This is a genomic window from Agrobacterium sp. AGB01 (assembly GCF_014851585.1).
GTDB lineage: Bacteria > Pseudomonadota > Alphaproteobacteria > Rhizobiales > Rhizobiaceae > Agrobacterium.
The window spans coordinates 1,150,332-1,176,758 of the sequence record NZ_JACVAB010000001.1 but is presented as its reverse complement, the minus strand read 5'-3'; the positions used below and the strand labels follow the sequence as shown (position 1 = coordinate 1,176,758).

At 55.5% G+C, this 26,427-nt stretch carries 23 protein-coding genes and 3 tRNA genes; 3 read left to right on the top strand and 23 right to left on the bottom strand.

What is annotated here, in order from left to right:
• Nucleotides 1-26: 26 nt before the first annotated feature.
• The 20 genes from IB237_RS05585 to IB237_RS05490 all read right to left on the bottom strand — a co-directional run bounded on the left by IB237_RS05585 (nucleotide 27) and on the right by IB237_RS05490 (nucleotide 19,078).
• Nucleotides 27-1,694, bottom strand: coding sequence for a ribonuclease J (locus tag IB237_RS05585; RefSeq protein ID WP_192487571.1), 1,668 nt, complete (start codon nucleotides 1,692-1,694; stop codon nucleotides 27-29).
• Between the two features lie 198 nt (nucleotides 1,695-1,892).
• Nucleotides 1,893-2,654 (bottom strand): biotin--[acetyl-CoA-carboxylase] ligase, encoded by a 762-nt coding sequence (locus IB237_RS05580; protein ID WP_192487570.1) that lies wholly within the window; start codon nucleotides 2,652-2,654, stop codon nucleotides 1,893-1,895.
• 11 nt (nucleotides 2,655-2,665) lie between these two features.
• Entirely contained in the window at nucleotides 2,666-4,108 is a 1,443-nt protein-coding gene (gene nuoN / locus IB237_RS05575) for an NADH-quinone oxidoreductase subunit NuoN (protein WP_192487569.1), read from the bottom strand.
• 18 nt (nucleotides 4,109-4,126) lie between these two features.
• Nucleotides 4,127-5,638 carry an NADH-quinone oxidoreductase subunit M gene (locus IB237_RS05570; RefSeq protein ID WP_192487568.1) on the bottom strand — a complete coding sequence of 504 codons (1,512 nt, stop codon included), beginning with the start codon at nucleotides 5,636-5,638 and terminating at the stop codon, nucleotides 4,127-4,129.
• On the bottom strand, nucleotides 5,638-7,638 hold the full coding sequence (nuoL, locus tag IB237_RS05565) for an NADH-quinone oxidoreductase subunit L (RefSeq protein ID WP_192487567.1): 2,001 nt from the start codon (nucleotides 7,636-7,638) through the stop codon (nucleotides 5,638-5,640). Before nuoL ends, IB237_RS05570 begins: the two co-directional genes overlap by 1 nt.
• 7 nt (nucleotides 7,639-7,645) lie before the next feature.
• A complete protein-coding gene (gene nuoK, locus IB237_RS05560; RefSeq protein WP_192487566.1) occupies nucleotides 7,646-7,954 on the bottom strand; it encodes an NADH-quinone oxidoreductase subunit NuoK in 309 nt (102 codons plus the stop codon).
• Nucleotides 7,955-7,982: 28 nt separating this feature from the next.
• Nucleotides 7,983-8,597 (bottom strand): NADH-quinone oxidoreductase subunit J, encoded by a 615-nt coding sequence (locus tag IB237_RS05555; protein WP_192487565.1) that lies wholly within the window; start codon nucleotides 8,595-8,597, stop codon nucleotides 7,983-7,985.
• 135 nt (nucleotides 8,598-8,732) lie between these two features.
• The gene (nuoI, locus tag IB237_RS05550) at nucleotides 8,733-9,224 is read right to left on the bottom strand and encodes an NADH-quinone oxidoreductase subunit NuoI (RefSeq protein WP_192487564.1); all 492 of its coding nucleotides are present in this window, start codon (nucleotides 9,222-9,224) and stop codon (nucleotides 8,733-8,735) included.
• Nucleotides 9,225-9,263: 39 nt separating this feature from the next.
• Nucleotides 9,264-10,307: an NADH-quinone oxidoreductase subunit NuoH gene (nuoH, locus tag IB237_RS05545; RefSeq protein WP_192487563.1), complete on the bottom strand. Its 1,044-nt coding sequence runs from the start codon at nucleotides 10,305-10,307 to the stop codon at nucleotides 9,264-9,266.
• Nucleotides 10,308-10,318: 11 nt separating this feature from the next.
• Nucleotides 10,319-12,400 (bottom strand): NADH-quinone oxidoreductase subunit NuoG, encoded by a 2,082-nt coding sequence (gene nuoG, locus IB237_RS05540; protein ID WP_192487562.1) that lies wholly within the window; start codon nucleotides 12,398-12,400, stop codon nucleotides 10,319-10,321.
• A 156-nt stretch (nucleotides 12,401-12,556) separates the two neighbouring features.
• Nucleotides 12,557-13,861, bottom strand: a complete 1,305-nt coding sequence (gene nuoF, locus IB237_RS05535; protein WP_192487561.1) for an NADH-quinone oxidoreductase subunit NuoF — start codon at nucleotides 13,859-13,861, stop codon at nucleotides 12,557-12,559.
• A gap of 10 nt (nucleotides 13,862-13,871) precedes the next feature.
• A complete protein-coding gene (locus tag IB237_RS05530; RefSeq protein ID WP_192487560.1) occupies nucleotides 13,872-14,993 on the bottom strand; it encodes an NADH-quinone oxidoreductase subunit E in 1,122 nt (373 codons plus the stop codon).
• A gap of 16 nt (nucleotides 14,994-15,009) precedes the next feature.
• On the bottom strand, nucleotides 15,010-15,264 hold the full coding sequence (locus tag IB237_RS05525) for a hypothetical protein (RefSeq protein WP_192487559.1): 255 nt from the start codon (nucleotides 15,262-15,264) through the stop codon (nucleotides 15,010-15,012).
• Complete coding sequence (locus IB237_RS05520; RefSeq protein WP_192487558.1) at nucleotides 15,264-16,454, bottom strand: NADH-quinone oxidoreductase subunit D; 1,191 nt, start codon at nucleotides 16,452-16,454, stop codon at nucleotides 15,264-15,266. The genes IB237_RS05525 and IB237_RS05520 overlap by 1 nt, the downstream gene beginning before the upstream one ends.
• Nucleotides 16,447-16,884, bottom strand: coding sequence for a GFA family protein (locus IB237_RS05515; protein WP_192487557.1), 438 nt, complete (start codon nucleotides 16,882-16,884; stop codon nucleotides 16,447-16,449). The genes IB237_RS05520 and IB237_RS05515 overlap by 8 nt, the downstream gene beginning before the upstream one ends.
• Nucleotides 16,881-17,483, bottom strand: a complete 603-nt coding sequence (locus IB237_RS05510; RefSeq protein ID WP_192487556.1) for an NADH-quinone oxidoreductase subunit C — start codon at nucleotides 17,481-17,483, stop codon at nucleotides 16,881-16,883. Before IB237_RS05510 ends, IB237_RS05515 begins: the two co-directional genes overlap by 4 nt.
• A gap of 18 nt (nucleotides 17,484-17,501) precedes the next feature.
• Nucleotides 17,502-18,086, bottom strand: coding sequence for an NADH-quinone oxidoreductase subunit B family protein (locus IB237_RS05505; protein WP_192487555.1), 585 nt, complete (start codon nucleotides 18,084-18,086; stop codon nucleotides 17,502-17,504).
• Nucleotides 18,077-18,442 carry an NADH-quinone oxidoreductase subunit A gene (locus IB237_RS05500; RefSeq protein ID WP_192487554.1) on the bottom strand — a complete coding sequence of 122 codons (366 nt, stop codon included), beginning with the start codon at nucleotides 18,440-18,442 and terminating at the stop codon, nucleotides 18,077-18,079. Before IB237_RS05500 ends, IB237_RS05505 begins: the two co-directional genes overlap by 10 nt.
• Before the next feature lie 444 nt (nucleotides 18,443-18,886).
• Nucleotides 18,887-18,963: transfer RNA gene (locus IB237_RS05495), tRNA-Asp, on the bottom strand.
• A 38-nt stretch (nucleotides 18,964-19,001) separates the two neighbouring features.
• Nucleotides 19,002-19,078 (bottom strand) — tRNA-Asp (locus IB237_RS05490).
• A gap of 382 nt (nucleotides 19,079-19,460) precedes the next feature.
• Here IB237_RS05490 and IB237_RS05485 point away from each other — a divergent pair.
• The 3 genes from IB237_RS05485 (at nucleotide 19,461) to IB237_RS05475 (ending at nucleotide 20,852) form a co-directional block, all read left to right on the top strand.
• A tRNA-Val gene (locus IB237_RS05485) sits at nucleotides 19,461-19,536 on the top strand.
• Between the two features lie 104 nt (nucleotides 19,537-19,640).
• Nucleotides 19,641-19,853 carry a hypothetical protein gene (locus IB237_RS05480; RefSeq protein ID WP_192487553.1) on the top strand — a complete coding sequence of 71 codons (213 nt, stop codon included), beginning with the start codon at nucleotides 19,641-19,643 and terminating at the stop codon, nucleotides 19,851-19,853.
• A 135-nt stretch (nucleotides 19,854-19,988) separates the two neighbouring features.
• The gene (locus tag IB237_RS05475) at nucleotides 19,989-20,852 is read left to right on the top strand and encodes an alpha/beta hydrolase (protein WP_192487552.1); all 864 of its coding nucleotides are present in this window, start codon (nucleotides 19,989-19,991) and stop codon (nucleotides 20,850-20,852) included.
• A 107-nt stretch (nucleotides 20,853-20,959) separates the two neighbouring features.
• Here IB237_RS05475 and IB237_RS05470 read toward each other — a convergent pair whose 3' ends face one another.
• The 3 genes from IB237_RS05470 to lon all read right to left on the bottom strand — a co-directional run bounded on the left by IB237_RS05470 (nucleotide 20,960) and on the right by lon (nucleotide 26,267).
• Entirely contained in the window at nucleotides 20,960-23,158 is a 2,199-nt protein-coding gene (locus IB237_RS05470; protein ID WP_192487551.1) for an esterase-like activity of phytase family protein, read from the bottom strand.
• Between the two features lie 213 nt (nucleotides 23,159-23,371).
• On the bottom strand, nucleotides 23,372-23,647 hold the full coding sequence (gene hupB, locus IB237_RS05465) for a DNA-binding protein HupB (RefSeq protein WP_192487550.1): 276 nt from the start codon (nucleotides 23,645-23,647) through the stop codon (nucleotides 23,372-23,374).
• A 202-nt stretch (nucleotides 23,648-23,849) separates the two neighbouring features.
• Nucleotides 23,850-26,267 carry an endopeptidase La gene (lon, locus tag IB237_RS05460; protein WP_192487549.1) on the bottom strand — a complete coding sequence of 806 codons (2,418 nt, stop codon included), beginning with the start codon at nucleotides 26,265-26,267 and terminating at the stop codon, nucleotides 23,850-23,852.
• Between the last annotated feature and the right edge of the window lie 160 nt (nucleotides 26,268-26,427).

The following is a 26,427-nucleotide window of genomic DNA, read 5'->3' as shown; positions in this document are numbered from 1 at the left end:
TAGAATGACGTTCTGGCCGCCGCCTGTCAGACTTTGGTCAGGAATACCGTCACAACAGGCTTTTTGCCCCAGCTCTGATGCGCTGTGGAACGCACGGCGCGGCGCACCGCTTCGCGTACCATGTCGAGGTCCTTGCGCTTGCTGCGTGGAATGCTCTCCACAGCGCCAAGAACGGCGTCATAAAGCGTGTCTTCCATATCCTCGCCTTCGTCATCGAACTCTGGCAGGCCAAAAGGCACAACGTCCGGATCGCCAACAAAGTCGAAACGGCTGTCGAGCACGACGTTAACAGAGACATGGCCAGCAAAGGACAGCTTGCGTCGGTCGCCGATGCCCATTTCCTCGAAATCACCCATCAGCTTACCGTCCTTGAAGACGCGGCCATGGGGCGCATCATCAATGACCTCTACCGGGCCAGGTGCCAGGCGCAGGATATTGCCGTTGCGCACCTTTGGCACCGTAGCGATACCGGCCTGCTCTGCCAGTTCCTTCTGGGCAACCAGATGAGCGGCTTCACCGTGAACAGGCACGAGAATCTGTGGACGGGTCCACTCATACATTCTCAACAGTTCGTTGCGACGGGGGTGACCGGAGACATGCACCAGTGCCTCATTGTCTGTAACGATATGCACGCCCTGCTCGATCAGGCCGTTCTTGATGTCGATAATGGCCTTTTCATTACCCGGAATGGCACGGGAGGAGAACACGACAGTATCACCGGCCGCCAGCGCCACGTTGCGCATCTCATCGCGTGACAGCTTGGCAAGTGCGGCGCGCGCCTCGCCCTGCGACCCGGTGAGGATCAGCACCACCTTGTCGCGTGGGATGTAACCATACTCATCTTCCGCCAGGAACGGCTTAATGCCTTCCATGATACCGATGTCGTGGGCAACGTTGACAACGCGCTTCAGCGAACTGCCAAGCAGCAGCACTTCACGGCCAGCGGCTTCCGCCGCCTGAGCAATCGACCGGATACGGCCAACATTGGAAGAGAAGGTGGTAATGGCCACCCTGCCCTCGGCATTTTCAATGATCTGGCGCAGACCTTCCGACACTTCGTGTTCGGATGGCGAAACACCGTCACGGAGCGCATTGGTACTGTCGCACATCAGTGCCAGTACGCCCTCATCACCCAGCGCACGGAAACGGGCCTCATCGGTCAAAGGCCCAAGTGACGGTGCGTCATCGATTTTCCAGTCGCCGGTGTGAATGACGTTACCCAGTGGCGTACGGATAACAAGCGACATTGGCTCGGGGATGGAATGGTTGACGCCCACGGCCTCAATTTCAAATGGCCCGACATTGATACGGTCGCCAGCCTTGAACGGCGTGATCGGGATTTCAGCACGGGTGCCTTCGTAATTGCGCTTGGCTTCCAGCATGCCTGCCGTAAAGCCCGAGGCGAAGACCGGCACGTTGAGGCCCGGCCACAGATCATTGAGCGCGCCGTAATGGTCTTCATGGGCATGGGTAATGATGATGCCCTTGAGATTGTTTTTCTGCGCCTCGATGTAGCTGATGTCAGGCAGCACCAAATCAACACCCGGCAGATCCAGACCGGCAAAGGTTACACCGCAGTCCACCATGATCCACTGGCGTTTGGCAGCCGGGCCGTAACCATACAGCGCTAGGTTCATACCAATTTCGCCAACACCACCCAGTGGCAGGAATACGAGTTCATCCTGTTTCGACATCGTTCTTTTCCATATCGCGGCGAAACGGGACCGGTACCGGTCGTTGTTTCATCACCGCTTGCAAACATCGGCATTTACTTAAAACCGCCAGTTTCACGGAGCCGATGCGCACCCGCTGTGACGCCTTGCGATTACCGAGCTGCAAGGATGCTCCAAGTCCAAAGGTGTTGCCTGCGATACCGAAGTTGCGGTTACCGGTCAGGTGCCACCAAAAAATACATCGCCGGCGGCAATGGCGCGTGAGGGGCCATCGTCTTCGTCCAGCAGAAGGAAACCATTATCATCAATTCCGGTGAAGCGCCCGGAAATGGAACGATCCGGCAGATTGACGGTAATCCGCTCACCAATGCCGCAGGCCGCAGCCCGCCAGGCATTCATGATCTCGGCAACACCCTGCCCGCGGTTCCAGATTTCCAGTACAGACGCCGTTTCGCGGAACAGATGGGCAAACAATTCATCCGGTGAACAGGGGGCACCATGTTCCGACAACATCGTCACCGGATAGGCCGGATTATCAGGCTTGTGGGCAATGTTGATGCCAATACCGCTGACAACGGCGCGGCGTCCGTCACTCAAGAATTCCGCTTCCATCAGGATGCCACAGGTCTTCTTGCGACCAATCAGGACATCATTTGGCCATTTGATCTCAAGTGGCTGTCCACCTGTGGGCAAAACTGTGCGCAGCGCACGATAAACACCAAGAGCAAAAGCCAGTGGCAAGGAGCCCATTTGTTCAGGCGCAGATGGATCAATCAGAAGAAGAGAAGCGTAGAGATTGCCGCGCTCTGAGACCCAGGGCCTGCCGCGCCGGCCACGCCCGCCTGTCTGGCGGGCAGCGGTAACCCAGAGATTACCAGTTTCGCCCGCTTTTGCGCGGGCGAAACACTCGATGTTGGTCGATGAGGTTTCATCCAGACCCTCGTGCCGGAATTCATCAATGAATTTCCGGCCGGGTCTCATGCTGGTTCCGCTCAAAAGAATGTCTTGGCTGCAGCGTTGACTGCGTTACCGACAGGTCCGCCGAACAGAATGAAGCCGAGAACGAAGAGACCGGACAGCGCATACACAATGCGGTGTTCGATAGCTGGGCGCTCAAACTCACCCTTGGCATCGTCAAACCACATCACCTTGACCACACGCAGGTAGTAGAATGCACCAACAACCGAGCCAACCACACCGATGATAGCCAGTGCGTAGAGCTTGGCTTCGATGGCTGCCAGGAACACGAAGTACTTACCGAAGAAGCCTGCCAGCGGCGGAATACCGGCCAGCGAGAACATCAGTGCGGTCAGGACAACGGCCATGAACGGGTTGGTGGAGGACAGGCCTGCGAGGTCGTCGACACTCTCGACATTGCCGATTTCCTTGCGGCGCATGGACAGAATGCAAGCGAAGGTGCCGAGCGTCATGACCATGTAGACAGTCATGTACATGACAACACCGGAGATGCCCGCTTCCGTGCCAGCGGCAAGACCAACCAGCGCGTAACCCATGTGACCGATGGAGGAATAGGCCATCAGACGCTTGATGTTGCGCTGGCCGATAGCGGCAAACGAACCAAGCAACATGGATGCGATCGAGATGAACACGACGATCTGCTGCCAGTCGGCAAATACCGGCTGGAAGGCTTCAACCACGATGCGGACCAGAATGGCCATCGCGCCGATTTTCGGAGCAGCGGACAGGAACGCAGTAACCGGGGTCGGTGCACCTTCGTAAACGTCTGGCGTCCACATGTGGAACGGAACGGCAGAGATTTTGAACGCGAGACCAGCCAGCACGAACACCAGACCGAAGACCAGACCGAGCGACCGGGTTTCAGACGTCAGAACCTTGGCAATTTCTTCAAAGCCGGTGTTACCGGTAAAGCCATAGACCAGCGACATGCCGTAGAGCAGCATGCCGGAGGACAGCGCGCCGAGCACGAAGTACTTCAAACCAGCTTCCGTTGAGCGCAGGCTGTCGCGGTTGATGGCGCAGATGACGTAGAGAGCAAGCGACTGAAGTTCCAACGCCATGTAGAGCGAGATCATGTCGTTTGCCGAGATCATCAGCAAGATGCCAAGGGTGGCAAGCACCAGCAGAACCGGATATTCGAAGCGCCCTATCGGCTCAACGCGGTTGTGGCCGATGGTCAGGATCATCGCCACGATCGAACCGATCAGGGCAATCACCTTCATGAAGTTGCCGAAAGCGTCGGCGATGAAAGCGCCGCCGAAAGCGACGCCACTTGCGGGGTTAAAGACGATCCAGAGACCCGCAATGACGAGCAGCGCAACTGCGAGGCCCGTGACTGTCGTTGTCGACTTGTCGCCCGAGAATACGCCAACCATGAGCAACGCCAGGGCACCGACCGCAAGGATCAGTTCCGGTGTCGCGATATGCAGACTGGCTAAGAGGAGTTCAGCGGTCATGTCCAACGGGTCCTGTCGTCAATTCAAAGTGAGCGCAACATTTTGCGCCGCCTGCAGTGCAGCCGTATAGTTGTTGATCAGCAGATCGACCGATGCGGCAGTCGCATCGAATACCGGAGCCGGATAGACACCGAAGAAGATCGTCAGGGCAACAAGCGGGTAAAGGATGACCTGTTCGCGTGGAGACAGATCGAGCATCGCCTTCAGGCTTTCCTTTTCAAGCGCACCGAAAATGACGCGGCGGTAGAGCCACAGCGCATAGGCGGCAGAAAGGATAACACCAGTGGCGGCAAACAGGGCGACCCAGGTGTTGGCACGGAAAACGCCGACCAGTGTCAGGAATTCGCCGACGAAGCCGGAGGTGCCAGGCAAGCCGACATTGGCCATGGTGAAGATCATGAAGGCAACAGCATATTTCGGCATGTTGTTGACCAGACCACCGTAAGCGGCAATGTCACGAGTGTGCAGGCGGTCGTAAACAACGCCTACGCAAAGGAAGAGCGCACCCGATACGATACCGTGTGACAGCATCTGGAAGATAGCGCCCTGCAAGCCCTGCACGTTGGCAGCAAAGATACCCATGGTCACGTAACCCATGTGGGCAACGGACGAATAAGCAATCAGCTTCTTGATGTCTTCCTGCATCAGCGCGACCAGCGAGGTGTAAATGATGGCAAGAACCGACAGCGTGAAGACGAACGGCGCGAAATAGTCGGATGCCAGCGGGAACATCGATAGCGAGAAACGGATGAAACCGTAACCGCCAAGCTTCAGCATGACGCCAGCCAGGATAACCGAACCAGCGGTCGGTGCCTGAACGTGCGCATCCGGAAGCCATGTATGAACCGGCCACATTGGCATTTTCACCGCGAACGCCGCGAAACATGCGAGCCACAGCCACGTCTGCATACCTGCAGGGAAGCCAAATTTAAGCAGTTCGGTGATGTCGGTCGTGCCAGCCTGCCAGTACATCGCCATGATGGCCAGCATGGTCAGAACGGAACCGAGCAGCGTGTAGAGGAAGAACTTGTAGGATGCGTAGACGCGATCCTTGCCGCCCCAAACACCGATGATAACGAACATCGGGATCAGTGTTGCTTCGAAGAAGACGTAGAACAGAACAATGTCGAGCGCCACGAACACACCGATCATGACCACTTCCAGAAGAAGAAAGGCGATCATGTATTCCTTGATGCGCTTTTCAACCGAGTTCCAGCTGGCCAGAACACAGAACGGCATCAGGAATGTTGTCAGGATGACGAACAGCATGGAAATGCCGTCGACACCCAGGTGGTAAGCGGCGATCTCGCCGAACCATGCATGCTTCTCAACCATCTGGAAGCCCGGGTTCGAATTGTCGAAACCGATCCAGACGAACAGCGACACGATGAATGTGAACACTGTCGTCAACAGGGAGACGTTCAGAATATTACGGCGACCATACGGACCGTTTTCATTCGTCAGCAGCAGAAGTGCGACGCCCACCAGAGGCAGGAACGTGACCGTGGAAAGAATTGGCCAATCGGTCATTACAGGGCACTCCCGAGCATCATCCAGGTAACAAGGGCCGCGATACCAATCAGCATCGCAAAGGCATAGTGATAGAGGTAACCGGATTGCAGGCGAACGATGCGGTTGGTTACATCAACCACGCGTGCTGCAACACCGTTTGGTCCGTAGGTGTCGATGACAGCGACGTCACCCTTCTTCCACAGGAACTTGCCAAGGGCTTTGGCCGAACGCACGAAAAGGAAGTCGTACAGTTCATCGAAATACCACTTGTTGAGCAGGAACTGGTAGAGGCCACGGTGTGTTTCGGCGAGACGCTTCGGTACCGAAGGCGACTTGATATACATGTACCAGGCCGTCACGAAACCAAGAGCCATTGCCGCAAACGGGCTCCACTTTACCCAGGTCGGAACATTGTGGAACTCATGCACGATGTGGTTCTCAGGACCGGTGAACAATGCACCCTTCCAGAATTCCTCATAGTGATGGCCGTAGAAGTATTCCACGAAGGCAACACCGGCAAACAGCGCACCAACCGTCAGGATGAACAGCGGAATGAGCATGACCATTGGCGATTCATGAACGTGGTGCATGACATCGTCAGAAGCGCGTGGCTTGCCGAAGAAGGTCATGAACGCCAGGCGCCATGAATAGAAGCTGGTGAACAGAGCCGCGATAACCAGCAGCGTGAAGGCGAAACCGCCAAGGCTGGAATGCGAGGCAAAGGCAGATTCGATGATCGCGTCCTTGGAGAAGAAGCCGGCAAAGCCGATCACTGTTCCAGGAATACCAACGCCCGTCAGAGCCAGCGTACCGATTGTCATTGTCCAGAAGGTGACAGGGATGTGCTTGCGCAGACCACCCATGTAACGCATGTCCTGCTCACCATCCACGGCGTGAATGACCGAGCCGGCGCAAAGGAACAACAGCGCCTTGAAGAAGGCGTGCGTGAACAGGTGGAATACGGCCGCGCCGTAAGCGCCAACGCCGAGAGCCACGAACATGTAACCGAGCTGCGAACAGGTCGAATAAGCGATAACGCGCTTTATGTCGTTCTGAACCAGACCAACCGTTGCTGCAAAGAATGCAGTGATCGCGCCGATCAGGGTCACGAATGTCAGGGCATCTGGCGACAGTTCGAACAGAGGCGACATACGGGCAACAAGGAAGACACCCGCGGTCACCATGGTCGCAGCGTGAATGAGCGCCGACACAGGTGTTGGGCCTTCCATCGCGTCTGGCAGCCAGGTGTGCAGCAGGAACTGCGCCGATTTACCCATCGAACCCATGAACAGCAGCAAGCAGACAGCGGTGATCGCATGTCCCTTGTCGAGCTGCATTCCGAACAGGTTGATGACAGCTTCGGTCGATGCAGCACCTTCTGCAGGCAGATAGGTGCTGGCAGCCGCGAAGATCGTCTCAAAATTGATCGAGCCGAACAGCACGAACACACCGGAAATACCGAGAATGAAACCAAAGTCACCGACGCGGTTGACGATGAACGCCTTCATGGCCGCAGCAGAAGCCGACGGTTTCTTAAACCAGAAACCGATGAGCAGGTACGAAGCCAGACCCACGCCTTCCCACCCGAAGAACATCTGCAGCAGGTTGTCAGAGGTGATGAGCATCAACATCGCAAAGGTAAACAGCGACAAGTATGCAAAGAAGCGCGGGCGATGCGGATCATGGTGCATGTAGCCGATCGAGTACAGGTGAACCAGCGTGGACACGGTGTTGACCACCACGAACATCACAGCCGTCAATGTATCGATACGGAATGCCCACTGGACATCGATGCCGCCGGACTGGATCCAGCGCAGCACTTCAACCTTGATCACTTCGCCGCCCTCGCCGTGATGGCCGAGCGCAACGTTAAAGAAAACAATCCACGACAGGATTGCGACAACGATCATCAGACCGCTGGTGACATATTCCGAAGCCTTCGCGCCGATCGAGCGGCCAAAGAGGCCTGCGATCAGGAAGCCGATAAGCGGCAGAAAGACGATAGCCTTATAGATCATAGCCTTATCAGCCCTTCATCATATTAACGTCTTCCACGGCAATCGAGCCGCGGTTGCGGTAGAAGACAACGAGTATTGCAAGACCGATAGCGGCTTCAGCAGCAGCAACGGTAAGAATGAACAAGGCGAACACCTGGCCAACGATGTCGTTGAGGAACGACGAGAAAGCGACCATGTTCAGGTTCACGGCAAGCAGGATCAGTTCAATCGACATCAGGATAATGATGACGTTCTTGCGGTTCAGGAAGATGCCGAACACGCCGATCGTGAAGAGGATGGCGCTGAGCGTCAGGTAGTGGGAAAGTCCGATTTCCATATTTTCTATTCCTTGATCCGTCCGCGCCTCAGATACCCTGCCCCGGCTTTACCTTGACGACTTCGATAGCCGTCTTCGGATCGCGGGCAACCTGCTTGGAAATGTCCTGACGCTTGATGTCCGTACGGTGACGCAGGGTCAGTACGATCGCACCAATCATGGCGACCAGAAGCACAAGGCCAGCAAGCTGGAAGTAATAGACGTAATGTGTGTAGAGCACATCGCCGAGAGCCGCCGTATTGGTGCGCTCCGCGATTGGCGGTATTGGCATGCTAATCGACTTTGCTGCCTCAGGCGAAATCATGCTGCCACCAATCACGATGATCAGTTCGGCGGCAAGAATGACGCCGACCAATGCGCCGATTGGTGCATATTGCAGAACGCCAGAGCGGAATTCCGCGAAATCGACATCCAGCATCATGACGACGAACAGGAAGAGCACCGCCACAGCGCCGACATAAACGACCAGCAGGATCATGCCGAGGAATTCAGCGCCCGTCAGCAGGAAGAGAGCAGCAGCGTTGAAGAAGGTCAAAATCAGAAAGAGAACCGAGTGGACCGGGTTCCTTGCCGAGATAACCATGAATGCCGACGCGACCGCGACGAAGGCGAATATATAAAAGAATACAGCCTGCAGACCCATGTTGGTGCCTTTTTGTCCTGATCGGGCGAGCGAAACCTGTCACCCTGCCCGTTTGGAGGCCTGCGGTAAAACCGGCAGGCCCTACTTACAATTTGCGGTTTTCCGTAACAGTCAGAGCGACGGAAACATGCTTTCTTAGCGGTACGGTGCGTCGAGCGCGAGGTTGCGCGCGATTTCCCGTTCCCAGCGATCGCCATTTTCCAGAAGACGAGCCTTGTCGAAGTAAAGTTCTTCGCGCGTTTCAGTGGCGAATTCGAAGTTCGGGCCTTCGACAATCGCATCAACCGGGCAAGCTTCCTGGCAGAAACCGCAATAAATGCACTTCACCATGTCGATGTCGTAACGAACGGTACGACGTGTACCATCGTTACGGCGCGGACCAGCTTCAATGGTAATGGCCTGCGCAGGACAGATGGCTTCACACAGTTTGCACGCGATGCAACGCTCTTCGCCGTTTGGATAACGGCGCAGCGCATGTTCACCACGGAAGCGCGGAGAGACCGGGCCCTTTTCAAAGGGATAGTTCACCGTTGCCTTCTGTTTGAAGAAGTGGCGCATCGTCAGGAAAATAGCTCCGACGAATTCCTTGAGGAACAGTGAATTGACGGCTTGTGAAAGGCTTGCCATCTCAACCTCCAAATCTGCAAGCGGACTGAACGGACATCATTATGCCGTTCCCGTCAGCTTGAGTACGAATGCAACAATAACGACCATGGCGAGCGACAGAGGAAGGAAGACCTTCCAGCCGAGTCGCATCAGTTGGTCATAGCGGTAGCGCGGAACGAATGCCTTCACCAGAGCGAACATGAAGAAGACCATGCCGCCCTTGAGGATAAACCACACAATGCCTGGAACCCAGTTCAGGAACCACACGTCGACGATCGGCAACCAGCCCCCTAAGAACAGGATGGTTGTGAGCGAGCACATCAAAACGATGGCCGCATATTCACCGAGCATGAACATCATGTATGGGGTCGAGCCATATTCCACCATGTGACCTGCAACCAGTTCCGATTCCGCTTCCGGAAGATCGAAGGGAGGACGGTTGGTTTCTGCAAGGCACGAAATGAAGAACACGATGAACATCGGGAACAATGGCAACCAGTGCCAGTCGAGGAACGAAGCCGGAAGGCCGATCATTGTTCCAAGTCCGGTCTGCTGTGCATTGACGATATCGGTCAGGTTCAACGAACCGACGCAAAGAAGAACGGTCACGATAACGAGACCGATCGACACTTCATAAGACACCATCTGCGCGGCGGAACGAAGTGCACCGAGGAACGGGTACTTGGAGTTGGACGCCCAACCACCCATGATGATGCCGTAAACTTCGAGCGACGAAATCGCGAAGATATAAAGAATACCGACATTGATGTTCGCGATGACCCAGCCATCCGCAAAGGGGATAACGGCGTAAGTCGCCAGAGCCAGCGTCACTGCAACCAGCGGCGCCAGAAGGAAAACCGCCTTGTTGGCACCGGCCGGAATGACCGGCTCCTTGAGAATGAACTTCAAAAGGTCGGCAAAGGACTGGAACAGACCCCAAGGACCAACAACGTTTGGACCACGGCGCAGCTGAACAGCAGCCCACACCTTACGGTCAGCCAGCAGGATGAACGCGATGAAAACCAAGAGGCAAACGAGAAGCAGCAGGGACTGGCCGATCATGATCAGCGCGGGCCAGACATAGCTCCAGAAAAACGAATCCATAATCTCCTGCCTTACTCTGCCGCAGCCTTGAAATTGTTGCGGGCCAATGCGGAGCACTCGGCCATCACGGCGGACGCTCTCGCAATAGGGTTCGTCAAATAGAAGTCCTTCACGGGTGAAGCAAACCCGGACTTGTTCATTTTACCGGCCTTTTTGGCCAGAGCTTCGATATCGGATGCGTTGCCAGCTGCAATTTCGTCGAGACCGGCGAAATGCGGATGGGCAGCATAAAGCTGTGCGCGCAGTGCAGACAACGAATCGAACGGCAGCTTATGACCGAGGACGTCGGAAAGCGCACGCAAGATTGCCCAGTCTTCACGAGCGTCGCCCGGTGCGAAACCGGCGCGGTTGCCCATCTGAACGCGGCCTTCGGTGTTGACCCAGATACCGGACTTTTCGGTGTAGGCAGCAGCGGGCAGGATCACGTCGGCATTCATTGCGCCGTTGTCACCATGCGAACCGATGTAAACCGTGAACTTCGCAGCCTTGGCCGACAGGTCGATTTCGTCTGCGCCGAGCAGGAACAGAACGTCCATCGACGATACCATTTCAGCAGCGGCGACACCGCCCTGCCCCGGCACGAAGCCGAGATCCAGACCGCCAACGCGCGATGCTGCGGTGTGCAGAACCGAGAAACCATTCCACTCTTCGGAGACGGCGCCAACAGCAACGGCAAGCTTCGCAGCAGTTGCCAGAACGTCTGCACCATCAGCGCGCGACAATGCGCCCTGGCCGATGAGGATCAGCGGGTTCTTGGCGTTCTTCAGCTTTTCAACAAAGCTGTGCGAACCATCTGCCAGTTCCTTCAGCGTGTCCGTGCCGGAACCGAGGTAGTCATAGGAGTAACGCAGTTCACCAGCTTCGCCGATCAGACCGATCGGGAAACCGCCACGGCGCCAGCGCTTGCGAATGCGTGCGTTGAGCACGGCAGCTTCGTAACGTGGGTTGGCACCAACGATCAGCAATGCGTCAGCCTGTTCAATACCTTCGATGGTGGCATTGAAGAGGTAGCTTGAACGGCCGAGCGCCGGGTTAAGAGCAACGCCGTCCTGACGGCAGTCGACATTGGCTGAACCAAGCGATGCCAGCAGCGACTTGAGCGCGAACATTTCTTCAACCGATGCCAGGTCGCCAGCGATCGCGCCGATCTTGTCGCCGCTTGCGGCGGACACTGCGGACTTGATGGCGGCAAAGGCCTCACCCCAGGATGCTGGTGCCAGACGGCCGTTCTGGCGAACGTAAGGACGATCGAGACGCTGGGTCTTCAAACCATCCCAGATGAAACGGCTCTTGTCGGAAATCCACTCTTCGTTGATGGCTTCGTTGACGCGCGGCATGACGCGCATCACTTCGCGACCACGGGTGTCAACGCGGATTGCAGAACCCAGAGCATCCATCACGTCGATGGTTTCAGTCTTGTTCAGTTCCCACGGACGGGCCGTAAACGCGAACGGTTTGGAGGTCAGCGCGCCAACAGGGCACAGGTCAACAACGTTACCCTGCAGCTCGGATGTCATAGCCTGCTCGAGGTAGGTGGTGATTTCAGCGTCTTCACCGCGGCCGATCAGGCCGAGTTCAGCGATACCAGCCACTTCCGTCGTGAAGCGAACGCAACGCGTGCAGTGAATGCAGCGGTTCATCACGGTCTTGACGAGCGGTCCAATATACTTGTCTTCAACCGCACGCTTGTTTTCAGCATAACGCGAACCGGCAATACCGAAGGCCATAGCCTGGTCCTGAAGGTCGCATTCGCCGCCCTGGTCACAGATCGGGCAATCAAGCGGGTGGTTGATCAGCAGGAATTCCATCACACCTTCGCGGGCCTTCTTGACCATAGGTGTGTTGGTGAAAATCTCAGGCAGTTCGCCATTCGGGCCGCCACGCACATCGCGTACGCCCATGGCGCAGGATGCGGCAGGTTTGGGCGGTCCGCCCTTTACCTCGATAAGACACATGCGGCAGTTACCCGCGACCGACAAACGCTCGTGAAAACAAAAGCGCGGAACTTCAGCTCCAGCCTCCTCACACGCCTGTAACAGCGTGAAATGATCCGGAACCTCGATCTCTTTACCGTCAACCTTGAGCTTTGCCATGGTTCTACTTACGTCCTGTTGCCTGTCCGTCCCGCACTCTTTGCGTTCCGCGACAAATCCTCATCGCAATAGCGCAAACGAACTGCGCTTCATGCTTCATTTTGTCAAAGGCACCGGTATCATTACCGGCACCCTGCCCTGCACAATCGAAACCGATTATTCAGCGGCTTCCAATACAGCACCATGATCCATGGCTCTGTAGGTGTATTCATCGATACGCCGTTCGATTTCCGGACGGAAATTGCGGATCAGAGCCTGGATTGGCCATGCAGCCGCATCGCCCAGCGCGCAGATGGTGTGGCCTTCGATCTGCTTGGTCACTTCCAGCAGCATATCGATTTCGCGCTTCCGAGCGTTGCCCTTCACCATGCGCTCCATGACGCGCATCATCCAGCCTGTACCTTCACGGCAAGGCGTGCACTGGCCGCAGCTTTCATGCTTGTAGAAAGCAGCCAGACGCCAGATGGCTTTAACAATATCGGTAGACTTGTCCATCACGATCACAGCAGCCGTACCGAAGGACGACTTCACGTCACGCATGCCGTCAAAGTCCATCGGTGCGTCGATGATATCCTCGGCCTTGACGACCGGGCAGGAAGAACCGCCCGGAATAACAGCCAGCAGGTTATCCCAACCGCCGCGGATACCGCCACAGTGACGCTCAATCAGCTCACGGAACGGAATGCCCATGGCTTCTTCGACCGTGCAAGGACGGTTGACGTGGCCGGACACCATGAACAGCTTGGTGCCGACATTGTTTGGACGGCCAATGGCGGAGAACCATGCAGCGCCACGGCGCAGGATGGTTGGCGCAACCGCAATCGACTCAACGTTGTTAACGGTGGTCGGGCAGCCATAAAGACCCATGTTGGCCGGGAATGGCGGCTTGAGACGTGGCTGGCCCTTCTTGCCTTCGAGGCTTTCCAGAAGTGCCGTTTCCTCGCCGCAGATGTAGGCACCGGCACCATGATGCACGTAAACATCAAAGTCCCAGCCGTTCTTGTTGTTTTTACCCAACAAACCGGCGTCGTAGCATTCATCGATTGCGGCCTGCAGCGCTTCACGCTCACGCATGTATTCGCCGCGAACATAAATGTAGGCCGTGTGGGCACCCATGGCGAAACCGGCCAGAACGCAACCCTCGATCAGGGTATGCGGGTCATGGCGCAGGATTTCACGGTCCTTGCAGGTGCCTGGTTCGGATTCGTCGGCGTTGACCACAAGATAATGTGGCCGGCCGTCGTTTTCCTTCGGCATGAAGGACCACTTGAGACCTGTCGGGAAGCCAGCGCCGCCACGACCACGAAGGCCGGAGGCCTTCATCTCATTGATGATCCAGTCACGGCCCTTTTCGATAAGGATCTTTGTACCATCCCAATGGCCACGCGACATCGCGCCCTTCAGGGACTTGTCCTTAAGGCCGTAGATATTGGTAAAGATGCGATCTTGATCTTTTAACATACGTCACCTCTTACCGCGGCTTTTTGCCGAAGACTTTAATGTATTCGGCTTCGCCACCTTTGGCGAGCGCCTCGGCCTGGCGGACCCAATCGTCCCGCACAATACGACCCTTGAAATTCAGGTAGCCATCAACCCATTCCTGTTCGGCCTTTTTCCATCCCGCAACTTGCGCGAAGGTGAAGATGCCGATGTCATGCAGAATGGATTCGATTTTCGGACCTACACCCGAAATCAACTTCAAATCATCCGGGGTTTCCGGCTTTGCAACGGCGGCAGGACGGTTCTTGTCGTCCAGAGAAGGCTTTTCAGTCTTCGTCTCTACGCCAGTTGCTTCCTTCTCGGCTGCCTTGACGTTTTCCTCGGCTGCCTTTGGGGCAGTAAGAGGTGTCTTCAGCTTTGGATCTGTTTCAGGTGCATCCGTCTTAGGCTTTGCCGCATTGGACGGCGGAACCTGTGCCGTATCTGCTTTGGGTTCAGCAGGTGCAGCAGCCGGAGCTTCCAGATTGGTACGAACCAGCTTGATTTCTTCGGTCAGCGACGTCAGGCCACCTTCAGGTACCGAGAAATGACGGTCAATCTGTGGGCCGGGAGTGATGGTGTCACCCTTGCCTGCTTCAAACGCGTCGATGATCTCTTCCAGACGCTCAGGCGTCAGATCCTCATAGGCATCCTTGAAGATGATAACCATTGGCGCGTTAACGCAGGCGCCCTGACATTCAACCTCTTCCCAGGACAGCGTGCCTTCGGCGTTAGGCGTCAGCGGATCATGGTGGATCTTGTGACGGCAGACATCCATCAGCGCTTCGGAACCACGCAGCATGCACGGCGTTGTACCGCACACCTGAATGTGGGCGCGCGTACCGACCGGCTTCAGCTGGAACTGGGTGTAGAAGGTCGCAACTTCCAGTACGCGGATATAGGGCATATCCAGCATGTCAGCGATCTGCTCGATGCAGGCACGGGTAACCCAGCCATCCTGCTCCTGAGCCCTCATCAAAAGAGGAATCACTGCGGACTGCTGACGGCCTTCCGGATATTTCTGGATCGTCTTTTCCGCCCATGCAGCATTTGCCTCATTGAAGGCAAAGTTGACAGGCTGGACCTGATCTTCGGCTAATCGACGAACGGACATACTAGCTCACGCCTCATCAGTTTAACGGCTCACACCGCGACTCCACCACCGTGGCGAATTCGCAGGCATAAGCCGATTTGTCTTTTTGCAAAAATACAATGAACTTCTTGCCGTTGGGCACCGAGGCTTTGATCTCGTAGCCTGCGGACAGAAGTCCTCGAATGGTGGAAACGCCGCCACTGGATGCGGAGCTCATGTTGTCCGATGTCTGTGCAAATGCAGCAGACGCGCCAGACAACAGAACAGCCATATATGCCAGTGGCAGACGCATTAGCGGTCGACCTCCCCGAACACGATGTCGAGAGAACCAAGAACAGCCGTCACGTCGGCGAGCTGGTGGCCCTTGCAGAGGAAATCCATGGCCTGCAGGTGCACAAAGCCCGGAGCGCGAATCTTGCAGCGGTAAGGCTTGTTGCTGCCGTCGGCGACAACATAGACGCCGAACTCACCCTTCGGTGCTTCAACGGCGGCGTAAACCTCACCGGCTGGCACGTGGTAACCTTCGGTGTAGAGCTTGAAGTGGTGAATGAGCGCTTCCATCGAACGCTTCATTTCGCCACGCTTCGGCGGAACGACCTTGCCGTCAAGCGCCGATACGGCGCCAACGCGGTACTTGCCCTGCAGAAGCTCAACGCACTGCTTCATGATGCGGACCGACTGGCGCATCTCCTGCATACGAATGAGGTAACGGTCATAACAGTCGCCGTTTTTGCCGACAGGAATGTCGAACTCCAGATCGGAGTAACATTCGTAAGGCTGCGAACGACGCAGGTCCCAGGCAGCGCCGGAACCACGAACCATAACGCCCGAGAAGCCCCAGTTGAACGCGTCTTCCAGCGTGACAACGCCGATATCGACGTTACGCTGCTTATAGATGCGGTTATCGGTCAGCAGGCCCTCGATGTTGTCGAGAACGGTAATGAACGGGTCACACCACTTGCCGATATCATCGACCAGCTCTGGCGGGATGTCCTGGTGTACGCCACCTGGACGAACATAGGCTGCGTGCATGCGCGCGCCGCAGGCACGCTCATAGAACACCATCAGCTTTTCGCGTTCTTCGAAGCCCCAGACAGGCGGTGTCATGGCGCCAACGTCCATAGCCTGCGTGGTGACGTTCATGATGTGCGACAGGATGCGGCCGATTTCGGAAAACAGCACGCGGATCAACTGACCACGCATCGGGATTTCAAGGCCGAGAAGCTTTTCAACAGCAAGCGCGAAGGCATGCTCCTGGTTCATCGGCGAAACGTAGTCCAGACGGTCGAAATACGGCACGGCCTGAAGGTAGGTCTTGGTTTCGATCAGCTTTTCCGTGCCGCGGTGCAACAGACCGATATGCGGATCGACGCGCTCGACGATTTCACCGTCCAGTTCAAGAACAAGACGCAACACGCCGTGCGCGGAAGGGTGTTCCGGGCCGAAGTTGATGGTGAAGTTGCGAACATTATGTTCAGTCATGCTTTTGCTCCGCCGACGTGACCATGGCGATGAATTCGGCACCGGTCATGTTCTTCGTGGCCTGGGTGAATGAATAGCAATCAGGCTTTTCGTCTATAAAAATCTGCGAAACGAGCCGGTAATCGGAAGGGTTCTCGAATGCCTGAACGGAAACGGCCGTGTGCGCACCATCCTTGGAACGCCACAAAAGAGTGCTGCCGCACGACGCGCAGAAACACCGCTCACCCCATTCAGAAGACGAATAGACGCCAAGCGCCTTTTCGTCTGCAAACGTCACACCTTCGCATTCAACCGCAAGAAATACGCCGCCGGACCAGCGACGGCACATGGAACAATGGCAGACACCGACCTCCCGGGCACCAACCTGTGCCTCGAAGCGAACGGCGCCGCAAAGACATTGCCCCTGCTCTCGCGTTGTTTCGGTCGTCATTGCTTCGCCTTCTCGTCGCCCGGAAGAACGTAATCCGTTCCTTCCCAAGGAGAAAGGAAGTCGAAGTTACGGAATTCCTGCTTCAACTCGACCGGCTCATACAGAACGCGCTTCAGTACGTCATCGTAACGTACTTCCACAAATCCGGTAACCGGGAAGTCCTTGCGCAGCGGATGGCCTTCAAAGCCGTAATCGGTGAGAATACGACGAAGGTCGGCATGGCCCTCAAACGGAATGCCGTACATATCCCATGCTTCGCGTTCGAACCATTCCGCACCCATGAACACGGATGTCGAGGATGGAACGCCCTCGTCTTCCGCCACCTGCAGCTTCACCCGCACACGCAGGTTCTGGCGCGGAGACAGAAGATGATAGACAACATCGAAACGCTTTTCGCGGCGCGGCCAGTCAACGCCGCAGATATCGATAATGTTGATAAAACCGCACTGGACGTCATCCCGCAGGAAGGTCAGAAGTGCGATAACATTGGCTGGCGTTGTGTTCAGGGTGAGTTCGCCGAAAGCAATATCGGCAGACTCAACCAGCGAACCACGTGCTTCCTTAACATAGGCAGCCAGATCGGTAAGAGCTTCACTCATTGGTACTGTCCTTTGCCCTTAACGCTCGATCGTTCCGGTTCTGCGGATCTTCTTCTGCAACAAAAGCACGCCGTAAAGCAGCGCCTCTGCCGTGGGGGGACAGCCCGGAACGTAAATATCTACCGGGACGACTCGGTCACAACCGCGCACCACAGCGTAGGAATAATGGTAATAACCGCCGCCATTAGCGCAGGAACCCATCGAGATAACGTAACGTGGCTCAGGCATCTGGTCATAGACCTTGCGCAGAGCCGGAGCCATCTTGTTGGTCAGCGTACCGGCAACGATCAGAACGTCCGACTGGCGCGGTGACGCACGCGGTGCAACACCGAAGCGCTCAAGGTCGTAACGCGGGCCAGAGGCCTGCATCAGTCCTTCAACGGCGCAACAGGCCAGACCGAACTGCATCCACATCAACGAACCGGTACGAGCCCAGGTGATGAGCTCGTCGGTCGAGGTGACAAGGAAGCCCTTATCGGCCAGTTCGTCGTTGATTTCGGTAAAATACGCATCGTTGCTGCCAACAGGCTTACCCGTCGACGGATCGATAATGCCTTTCGGCTTCGGAGCAACCAGCGTCGTGTTGTCTTGACCTACGCCCATTCCAAAGCTCCCTTCTTCCACTCATAGATGAAGCCAATGGTGAGAACACCGAGGAACACCATCATGGACCAGAAGCCGAACCAGCCCAACTCACCGAAGGACACAGCCCACGGGAACAGGAACGCAACTTCAAGGTCGAAGATAATGAATAGGATCGACACCAGATAAAAGCGAATGTCGAACTTCATACGTGCATCATCAAAGGCATTGAAACCGCACTCGAACGCAGACAGCTTTTCCGGGTCCGGATTTTTATAAGCAACTGCGAATGGCGCGATAAGCAGCGCCAGTCCGATGACCAGCGCGATACCAATGAAAATTGCAATCGGAATATAGGAACTGAGGAGTTCAGTCATCGTACTCTTCCCTGTCCGAGCCGAGCGCCGGACAATCCCTTGCGACAAACCGTCTGCAAGGACAAAAATCATGTTGCAACGCCAAAGTCGTTAGCGCAGCCGGGTTCTCTCTGCAAGAGTTTCTGCATCATTTCAACCCGGTTGCCGCATCGTTTCGCAACAATAACGATACACTACCTTGGCACCCACCCCTTTGGATACCGCTAAATACTTAAAAAAAATGAATATTCCGCCAAAGAAAAAACAAAGTCACAAAGGTGAGAAATTTGCTGGAAATTGCACTGCAAAAAGCACATTTTGCACAACGGAAATATGAGCAAAAAAGGAAGGAAATATTGGGCGGCAAACGCGATTCATTTGAACCGCACGCAACGCGCAAAGCACGCCACAGTCTCTGGAGAGACGAGCGTATAAACAATGATGGAGGGGACATTTAAAAATAAATGGCGCGAGTGACGGGGCTCGAACCCGCGACCTCCGGCGTGACAGGCCGGCACTCTAACCGACTGAGCTACACCCGCGCATTGCAGATTTTCATCTGCGTTTTTCGAGGAAAGGATGGCGCGAGTGACGGGGCTCGAACCCGCGACCTCCGGCGTGACAGGCCGGCACTCTAACCAACTGAGCTACACCCGCTTAATCCTTATTCAGCAGAAACCTGCCTAACGAAGCAGCCTCGACTGTCCGTGAGCGGCTAACTACGGGGTTCATGTTTGGGTGTCAACAGGTTTCATGACAAAAAATACGCTTTCGTTTTTTTCTTTTCAAAATCCCTCCCAAACGGCTGATTTTATCCACAGCCCTCCCCTGTTTTGGGCGTCCTATAGAGAGTGAAATTTTCTTGAATTTTTTATGATTGGGAAAAACCCTTATTTTCTCGGGATGTTACGCAATTGCGCACAGCGAAATCAGAAAATTTTGAAAAAACTTCACAAAGGGGACTTGCGCTTTTTTTCTGATCCGCATAGATCACAGCCACCGACGCGGCGAACACAACAAACGGTTCGCAAGACGCGAAGGGCGATTAGCTCAGTTGGTAGAGCGCCTCGTTTACACCGAGGATGTCGGGAGTTCGAGTCTCTCATCGCCCACCATTTTCCTTCTTGTCTCCCCTTTTAAGTATCTTGAATGTCGCCATTTATTCGTGGCGTATTGTTTTCCGCTTGGTCAGAAAAAACAACCAACGGGAATTATCAACATGGACACTATCTCAATCGACAATCGTGGTGATTTCGGTCTGTGGGCAATCGAACGCGCCAAGGAGATCATTGCCGTTGAGGGCTCATCCCTGGCGATTGCAGTGCGCGACAGCAGTGAAGAGACCATTCGCGAGGCTGCAAATGCACTCGGTGCCGCAATAACCGCTGCGTTGCTCGAGGTGTATGACGGCCTTTTATCCGACGAAGAATAAGAAACGCACCTACTCGCTGACCGCATCGTTTTTATTCGCTCCACCATCGCAATCATAGCGCGTATTTTTGCGCTTCGCTCGTCGCTGCTCCCGTGATAAAGGTCAATTCCCACGCCTTGACCACGGGAGTTTCCGATGACGCAGATGGAAGGCAGTGCATTTCAGGAAGAATTTTTATCAACAACAGGCGGGCTGCGACTCTTCGTACGCTCGTGGAAACCCGATTCTGTGCCTCGGGCCGTCGTGGTGATTTGCCACGGCGTGAATTCTCATGGCGGCCAGTATCTCTGGGCCGCCGAAAAATTCATGCAAAGAGGCTTTATTGTCTATGCACTCGACTTACGCGGCCGAGGGAAATCCGATGGACCGCGATTCTATGTCGATAATATTGCCGATTATGTCGCCGATCTCGGCATCGTCATTGATCTGGCGAAATCCCGCAATCCGAATCTGCCAGTTTTTTTGCTGGGTCACAGCGCTGGTGGCGTCGTTTCATGTTCGTATGCTCTGGAAATGCAGGATGGATTGGCCGGCCTGATTTGCGAAAGTTTTGCTTTCAAGGTGCCCGCCCCCAATTTCGTTCTTGGAATCACCAAATTTTTAAGTGGGTTCTTCCCTCGCCTACCGGTGCTCAAACTGAAAAATGAAGATTTTTCACGCGATGGCGAGGCTGTACGTATTCTCAATGCCGATCCATTGATTGCCAATGAAACACAGCCAGCTGCAACAGTTGCTGCTCTGGTGCGTGCCGATGAACATTTGAAGCGGGAATTTCCGACCATAAAACTTCCCTTGCTGATTCTGCATGGCACTGCTGACAAAGCGACAGTGCCAAGCGGCAGCGAGTTTTTTTACAAAACGGCAGGCTCCAGCGACAAAACCCTCAAACTTTACGAGGGGCATTTCCATGATCTTCTCAATGATCTGGGGAAGGAACGCGTACTGGACGACATGGTGGCGTGGATTGATGCCCGTTTGCCGGAGCACATCACCGTCTGAGTCCTGACGTCAGGATGCGATTCGTCGTCAGTGGCCCGAATTTTCTCACTCCAAAACAAAAACGGCCGGACATTTTGGTGTCCGGCCGTTTTTTAGTGCGTTAAAAATCAGTTGGTGCCCTTGAGGTCCACTGCAAAGAATAGTGTTTCGCCCGAGGAATCATCCACGCCGTCATTGTCGGTCACGGCGTAAGCCTTGCCAGACTTGTCGAAAGCAAAGCCTTCCAGCTTGTCGACGGTGTAACCATTGGTCTGCGCCTTAAGGTCTGGCAGGAAGTCATGGGCCAGTTCCTTGGTCACGAGAGGCAGCTCGCCACCGATCTTGGCAGGCTTCAGGTCAGCCTTTGCAACGCGGTACAGCTTCTTGATGGCTGCGGCATCACCAATCTGGTTGTCGCGTTCCACGATGTAGACGTGGTCGCCATGGGCAGAGATTTCCGACAGGCCAACCCAACCGGCTTCAGGCTTGTCGAGCTGGTAACGCACAGCGCCCCACTCCTTGGCCTTCGGGTTATAGGAGACGAGCTTCACGAAGCCCTTCTCGTCTTTGCCCCATTCGCGCTGCACAGCCATCCACAGGGTGGCGTCGTCGCCTTCGCCCACAACGGTCACACCTTCAAAGCCGTAACGGGTCTCACCCTCAAGCAACTCCTTCGGCAGTGCGATCTCGGCCTTGATCTCACCCTTGGCGTTGACGTTGTAAAGTGCGTGCGGAAGCAGCTTTTCGCTGTTGCCTTCCGATGCCAGCCAGAAACCGCCCTTGCCATCGAGAGTGATGCCTTCGATGTCGAGTTTCTGGGCAGGCTGACCATCACGCTTCACGTGCAAGACAGAGGTGATGACAGCAGGTTTCTGGGTTGCGTCGATCGTGTAGATCGATGGCTGCATGCCATAAACCGAATCGGAAACCGCATAAAGGATGCCATCCTTTTCAGCGTCAGCGACCAGACCGGACAATGCACCCCAGCCGATTGGCGCGCCGTCTACCGTTGCCGATACCAGCTGCGGATAGGCCGCCTCGCCTTCTGCACGCTCAAACAACATGACGTGCGAACGGGCACCACCATCTTCGACCAGATCGGCCTCGTTGGCAGTTGCTAGCAGATTGCGGCCAGGGATCGCCACAGCACCTTCTGGAGAGATGCCGGATGGCAGAAGCTGTGTCAGCTCAGGTTCTGCGCCGGTATCCTTGTAAACGCCAACCACAGAGCTACGCTCGGACAGAACGAAGATAAAGCGGTCATCGCCAAAGGTTGCGACTTCAAGACCTTCAGGCTCTACGCCCTTGGCTCTCGAACGCTTCTCGGGATAGTGGCCGATACTGGCGACGGCATGTTCTAAGGAAGCGCCAGCTTCATAGAGGACCTTGCCAGCTGTGTCGAAAATGGTGAAGCCGCGTGCGCCGCCTTCCCAGTCGCCTTCATTGGCGATGACAACACGATCTGTGCCCAGCCACTTGATGGCGTCAGGTTCGCGTTTACGGGCTTCCTGCTTGTCCGTGAACTTCAGGGCGCCGTCCGACTTGGTGTCGATGCCTTCCAGGTCAACCGTCCCAGCGGAGAAGTGGCTTTTGACCGTGCCGGCTTTGCCATCAACAATCACGATGTGGTTGTTTTCCTGCAGCGTCACGGCAATGTCGCCATTCGTGTTGATGGAAACGAATTCCGGCTCTGGATCTTCCGGTGCGATATCTGCCAGGCCAGTCATGTCAATGTGCTTGACGGTGGCGCAATCGGCAACGCCGTCTTTGAGGGCAACTGTGACCAGATAGCCAGCCGGCATCTGCGGCAATGCGCCGTCATTGACGTCTTCATCGCGTTCATTTTCGATCGCGATGGCGGCAAATGTTTTGTCAGGTGAAATGGCGACAGAATCAGGCTGACCGCCCAGATCGCAGCTGGCTTCTATCTTTTTGCTGGCGATATCGACAGTCACCAGTTTGCCGGATGGCTTGGTGAAGCTTTCGGAGCTATTCACACCGGCCAGAACCTTGGTTCCAGCAACGGCAACCGACGTCGGTTCACCTTCCAGCAGCAGGGCACCACCAGCCTTCGGTGCCTTGGCATCGGTAATGTCGATAAAGCCAATGCCGCCCAGCGGGCTGTCGGAATAGATCAGTGTATTGCCATCTTCACTGGCCGCGATGATCTCAGCAGACGATACCGTTTTGGCGTCTTTGTCCTTGGGCAGGTTTAGCGCCACCGGGAAAGATGCAATGCGGTTGAAAACCTGATCAGCAGCAGCAGGCAAGGCGACGGAAGTAAGCAGCACAGCCATCAGGCCGGCCGAAGTAAAACGAAACGTCATGGGAAGCCTCCTGTTCCATTAAATCGAACAGTCGGCTTCTGCTGCACGCATGTTACACACGAATGACAGACATCGGTTATTTAGCCGGGTCATCCACAGCAAACAGACGCAAGTCAAAATAAAAACCCGATGCAAAGGCACCGGGCTTTCAATTTCAGTACTCACAAGCCAAATATGCGCTCACTCGCCGCGAGGCAGCGCATAGTGGAAACTTTAGGAGTTCACGGCGTCCTTGAGACCCTTGCCAGCCGAGAACTTCGGCACGTTACGGGCAGGAATATCAACTTCAGCACCCGTGGACGGGTTGCGGCCCTTGGAGGCTTCACGACGGCTGACAGTGAAGCTGCCAAAACCTGCGAGGCGGATGTCGCCACCATTCTTCAGTTCGCTCTGGACGGTTTCGAATACAGCGTCAACTGCGGAAGCAGCATCTGCCTTAGTGAGACCGGCCTTTTCGGCAACTGCGGAAACGAGCTCATTCTTATTCATGTTTCCACCCCTTTCTATGGTTTGAAACGACTCAAATTAAGCCGGGCGCAGAATAGCTAGCTACCTGCGACCCGCAACTCAAAAGCGCCGGAATCGCCTGAAAAACAAGAGGTCTAGCTGCTTTTTTCACAACAAAGGCTGGCATTTCTGCCAGCCTTTGTGTGTTTTTTACCAATATGGCTTCACGTGAGGTCGTAAAACCTCAATGTGCGATCGTCTGACCGGCGTCATCGACACCTTCGACGGTGGCAACGAGTGGCGTCTCAATGCTGCCATCCCACTCGATCGGCTCGGGTTTGCGCAGCAGCGCATGCTCGATAACCTCACCCATGCGGGACACAGGAATGATCTCCATTCCGTTCTTCACATTGTCCGGAATCTCGGCCAAATCCTTGGCGTTTTCTTCCGGAATGAGCACCTTCTTGATGCCGCCGCGCAGAGCTGCAAGGAGCTTTTCCTTGAGGCCGCCGATGGGCAGAACACGACCACGCAGTGTGATTTCACCGGTCATGGCGACATCCTTGGAAACAGGAATGCCGGTCATGATCGATACGATGGCGGTTGCCATCGCCACACCTGCCGATGGGCCGTCCTTCGGAGTGGCACCTTCGGGAACGTGAACGTGGATGTCGCTCTTGTCGAAACGTGGAGGCTCAATGCCGAAATCAACAGCGCGCGAACGGACATAGGATGCCGCTGCCGAAATCGATTCCTTCATCACTTCCTTCAAGTTACCGGTCACGGTCATACGACCCTTGCCCGGCATCATCACGCCTTCGATCGTCAGCAGTTCGCCACCAACTTCGGTCCATGCGAGACCGGTGACAACACCGACCTGATCTTCACGTTCAGCCTCACCATGACGGAAGCGCGGAACGCCCAGATAGTCATTGATGTTGGCAGCCGTTACAGCCACGGACTTGGTCTTGCCCTTGATGATTTCGGTCACGGCCTTACGTGCCAGTTTCATCAATTCACGCTCGAAGCTACGAACGCCGGCTTCACGGGTATACTGCTGGATGACCGCCATGATCGCATCGTCGCTGACGGAAAACTCGTCCGGCTGCAACGCATGTTCCCTGATGGCCTTAGGCAGCAGGTGACGCTTGGCGATTTCACGCTTTTCATCTTCGGTATAACCGGCGATGCGGATGATCTCCATACGGTCCATCAGCGGGCCTGGAATATTGAGCGTGTTCGCCGTGGTGATGAACATCACGTCGGACAGGTCATATTCCACCTCAAGGTAGTGGTCCATGAAGGTGGAGTTCTGTTCCGGATCCAGCACCTCGAGCAGAGCCGACGACGGATCGCCACGGAAGTCCATGCCCATCTTGTCGATTTCATCGAGCAGGAAGAGCGGGTTGGTCTTCTTGGCCTTCTTCATGGACTGCACGACCTTGCCCGGCATGGAGCCGATGTAGGTGCGGCGGTGACCACGAATTTCCGCCTCATCGCGTACGCCACCCAGCGCCATGCGAACATATTCGCGGCCGGTTGCCTTGGCGATGGACTTGGCAAGGGAAGTCTTACCAACGCCTGGAGGGCCAACGAGGCACAGGATCGGTCCGCGAATCTTGGTGGCGCGTGCCTGCACGGCCAGATATTCGACGATACGTTCCTTGACCTTGTCGAGACCGAAGTGATCGACTTCGAGAATCTCCTCAGCCTTGTTCAGATCAGTCTTGATCTTGGACTTCTTGCCCCATGGCAGACCAAGCAGCCAATCCATGTAGTTGCGCACGACGGTGGCTTCTGCCGACATCGGGCTCATCTGGCGCAGCTTCTTCATCTCCGCCTCGGCCTTTTCCTTGGCCTCCTTGGAGAGCTTGGTGCGGGAGATGCGTTCTTCCAGTTCGGCCATCTCGTCACGGCCGTCTTCGCCGTCACCGAGTTCCTTCTGGATCGCCTTCATCTGCTCGTTCAGGTAATATTCGCGCTGGGTCTTCTCCATCTGGCGCTTGACGCGAGAACGTATGCGCTTTTCAACCTGAAGAACCGAAATCTCGCCTTCCATGAAGCCAAGCGCCTTTTCCAGACGCAGCTTCACGCTGACGGTTTCGAGCATTTCCTGCTTTTCGCTGATCTTGATCGACAGGTGCGATGCAACCGTGTCAGCCAACTTCGAATAGTCCTCGATCTGGCCGGCAACGCCAACCACTTCAGGGGAGATCTTCTTGTTGAGCTTCACGTAGCTTTCAAATTCGGAAATGACCGAACGGGAAAGTGCTTCTACTTCGACAGGATCATCCTTGGTTTCGTCCAGAAGGTCCGCCGTTGCCTCGTAGAAATCTTCGCGGCTGGTGTAAGTGTCGATCTTTGCACGACCCTTGCCTTCCACCAGCACCTTGACGGTGCCGTCAGGCAGCTTGAGCAGTTGCAGAACATTGGCCACCGTGCCAACGTCATGAATAGCAGATGGTTCAGGATCGTCGTCGCTAGCATTGATCTGAGTGGCAAGCATGATTTGCTTGTCGGAACCCATGACCTCTTCAAGCGCACGAATAGATTTCTCACGCCCTACGAACAGCGGGACGATCATATGCGGGAAAACAACAATGTCGCGCAGGGGAAGGACAGGATAAGTGCCACCAGATGCTGCAGACGTAGTGTTCGTCATGTTATTTCCTTTCCATGGCCTCAATGAGCCACTCTGCCGAAGTTCTTGGGTTCTTCGGCGCATTCTCGTTTCCTACCAGAAATGGAGTTTCATCACCCCAATTTCAAGCCAGACGAAACGCCGGTATCCCGCCAGGGACCGAAATTTAAAATGCGGCGTG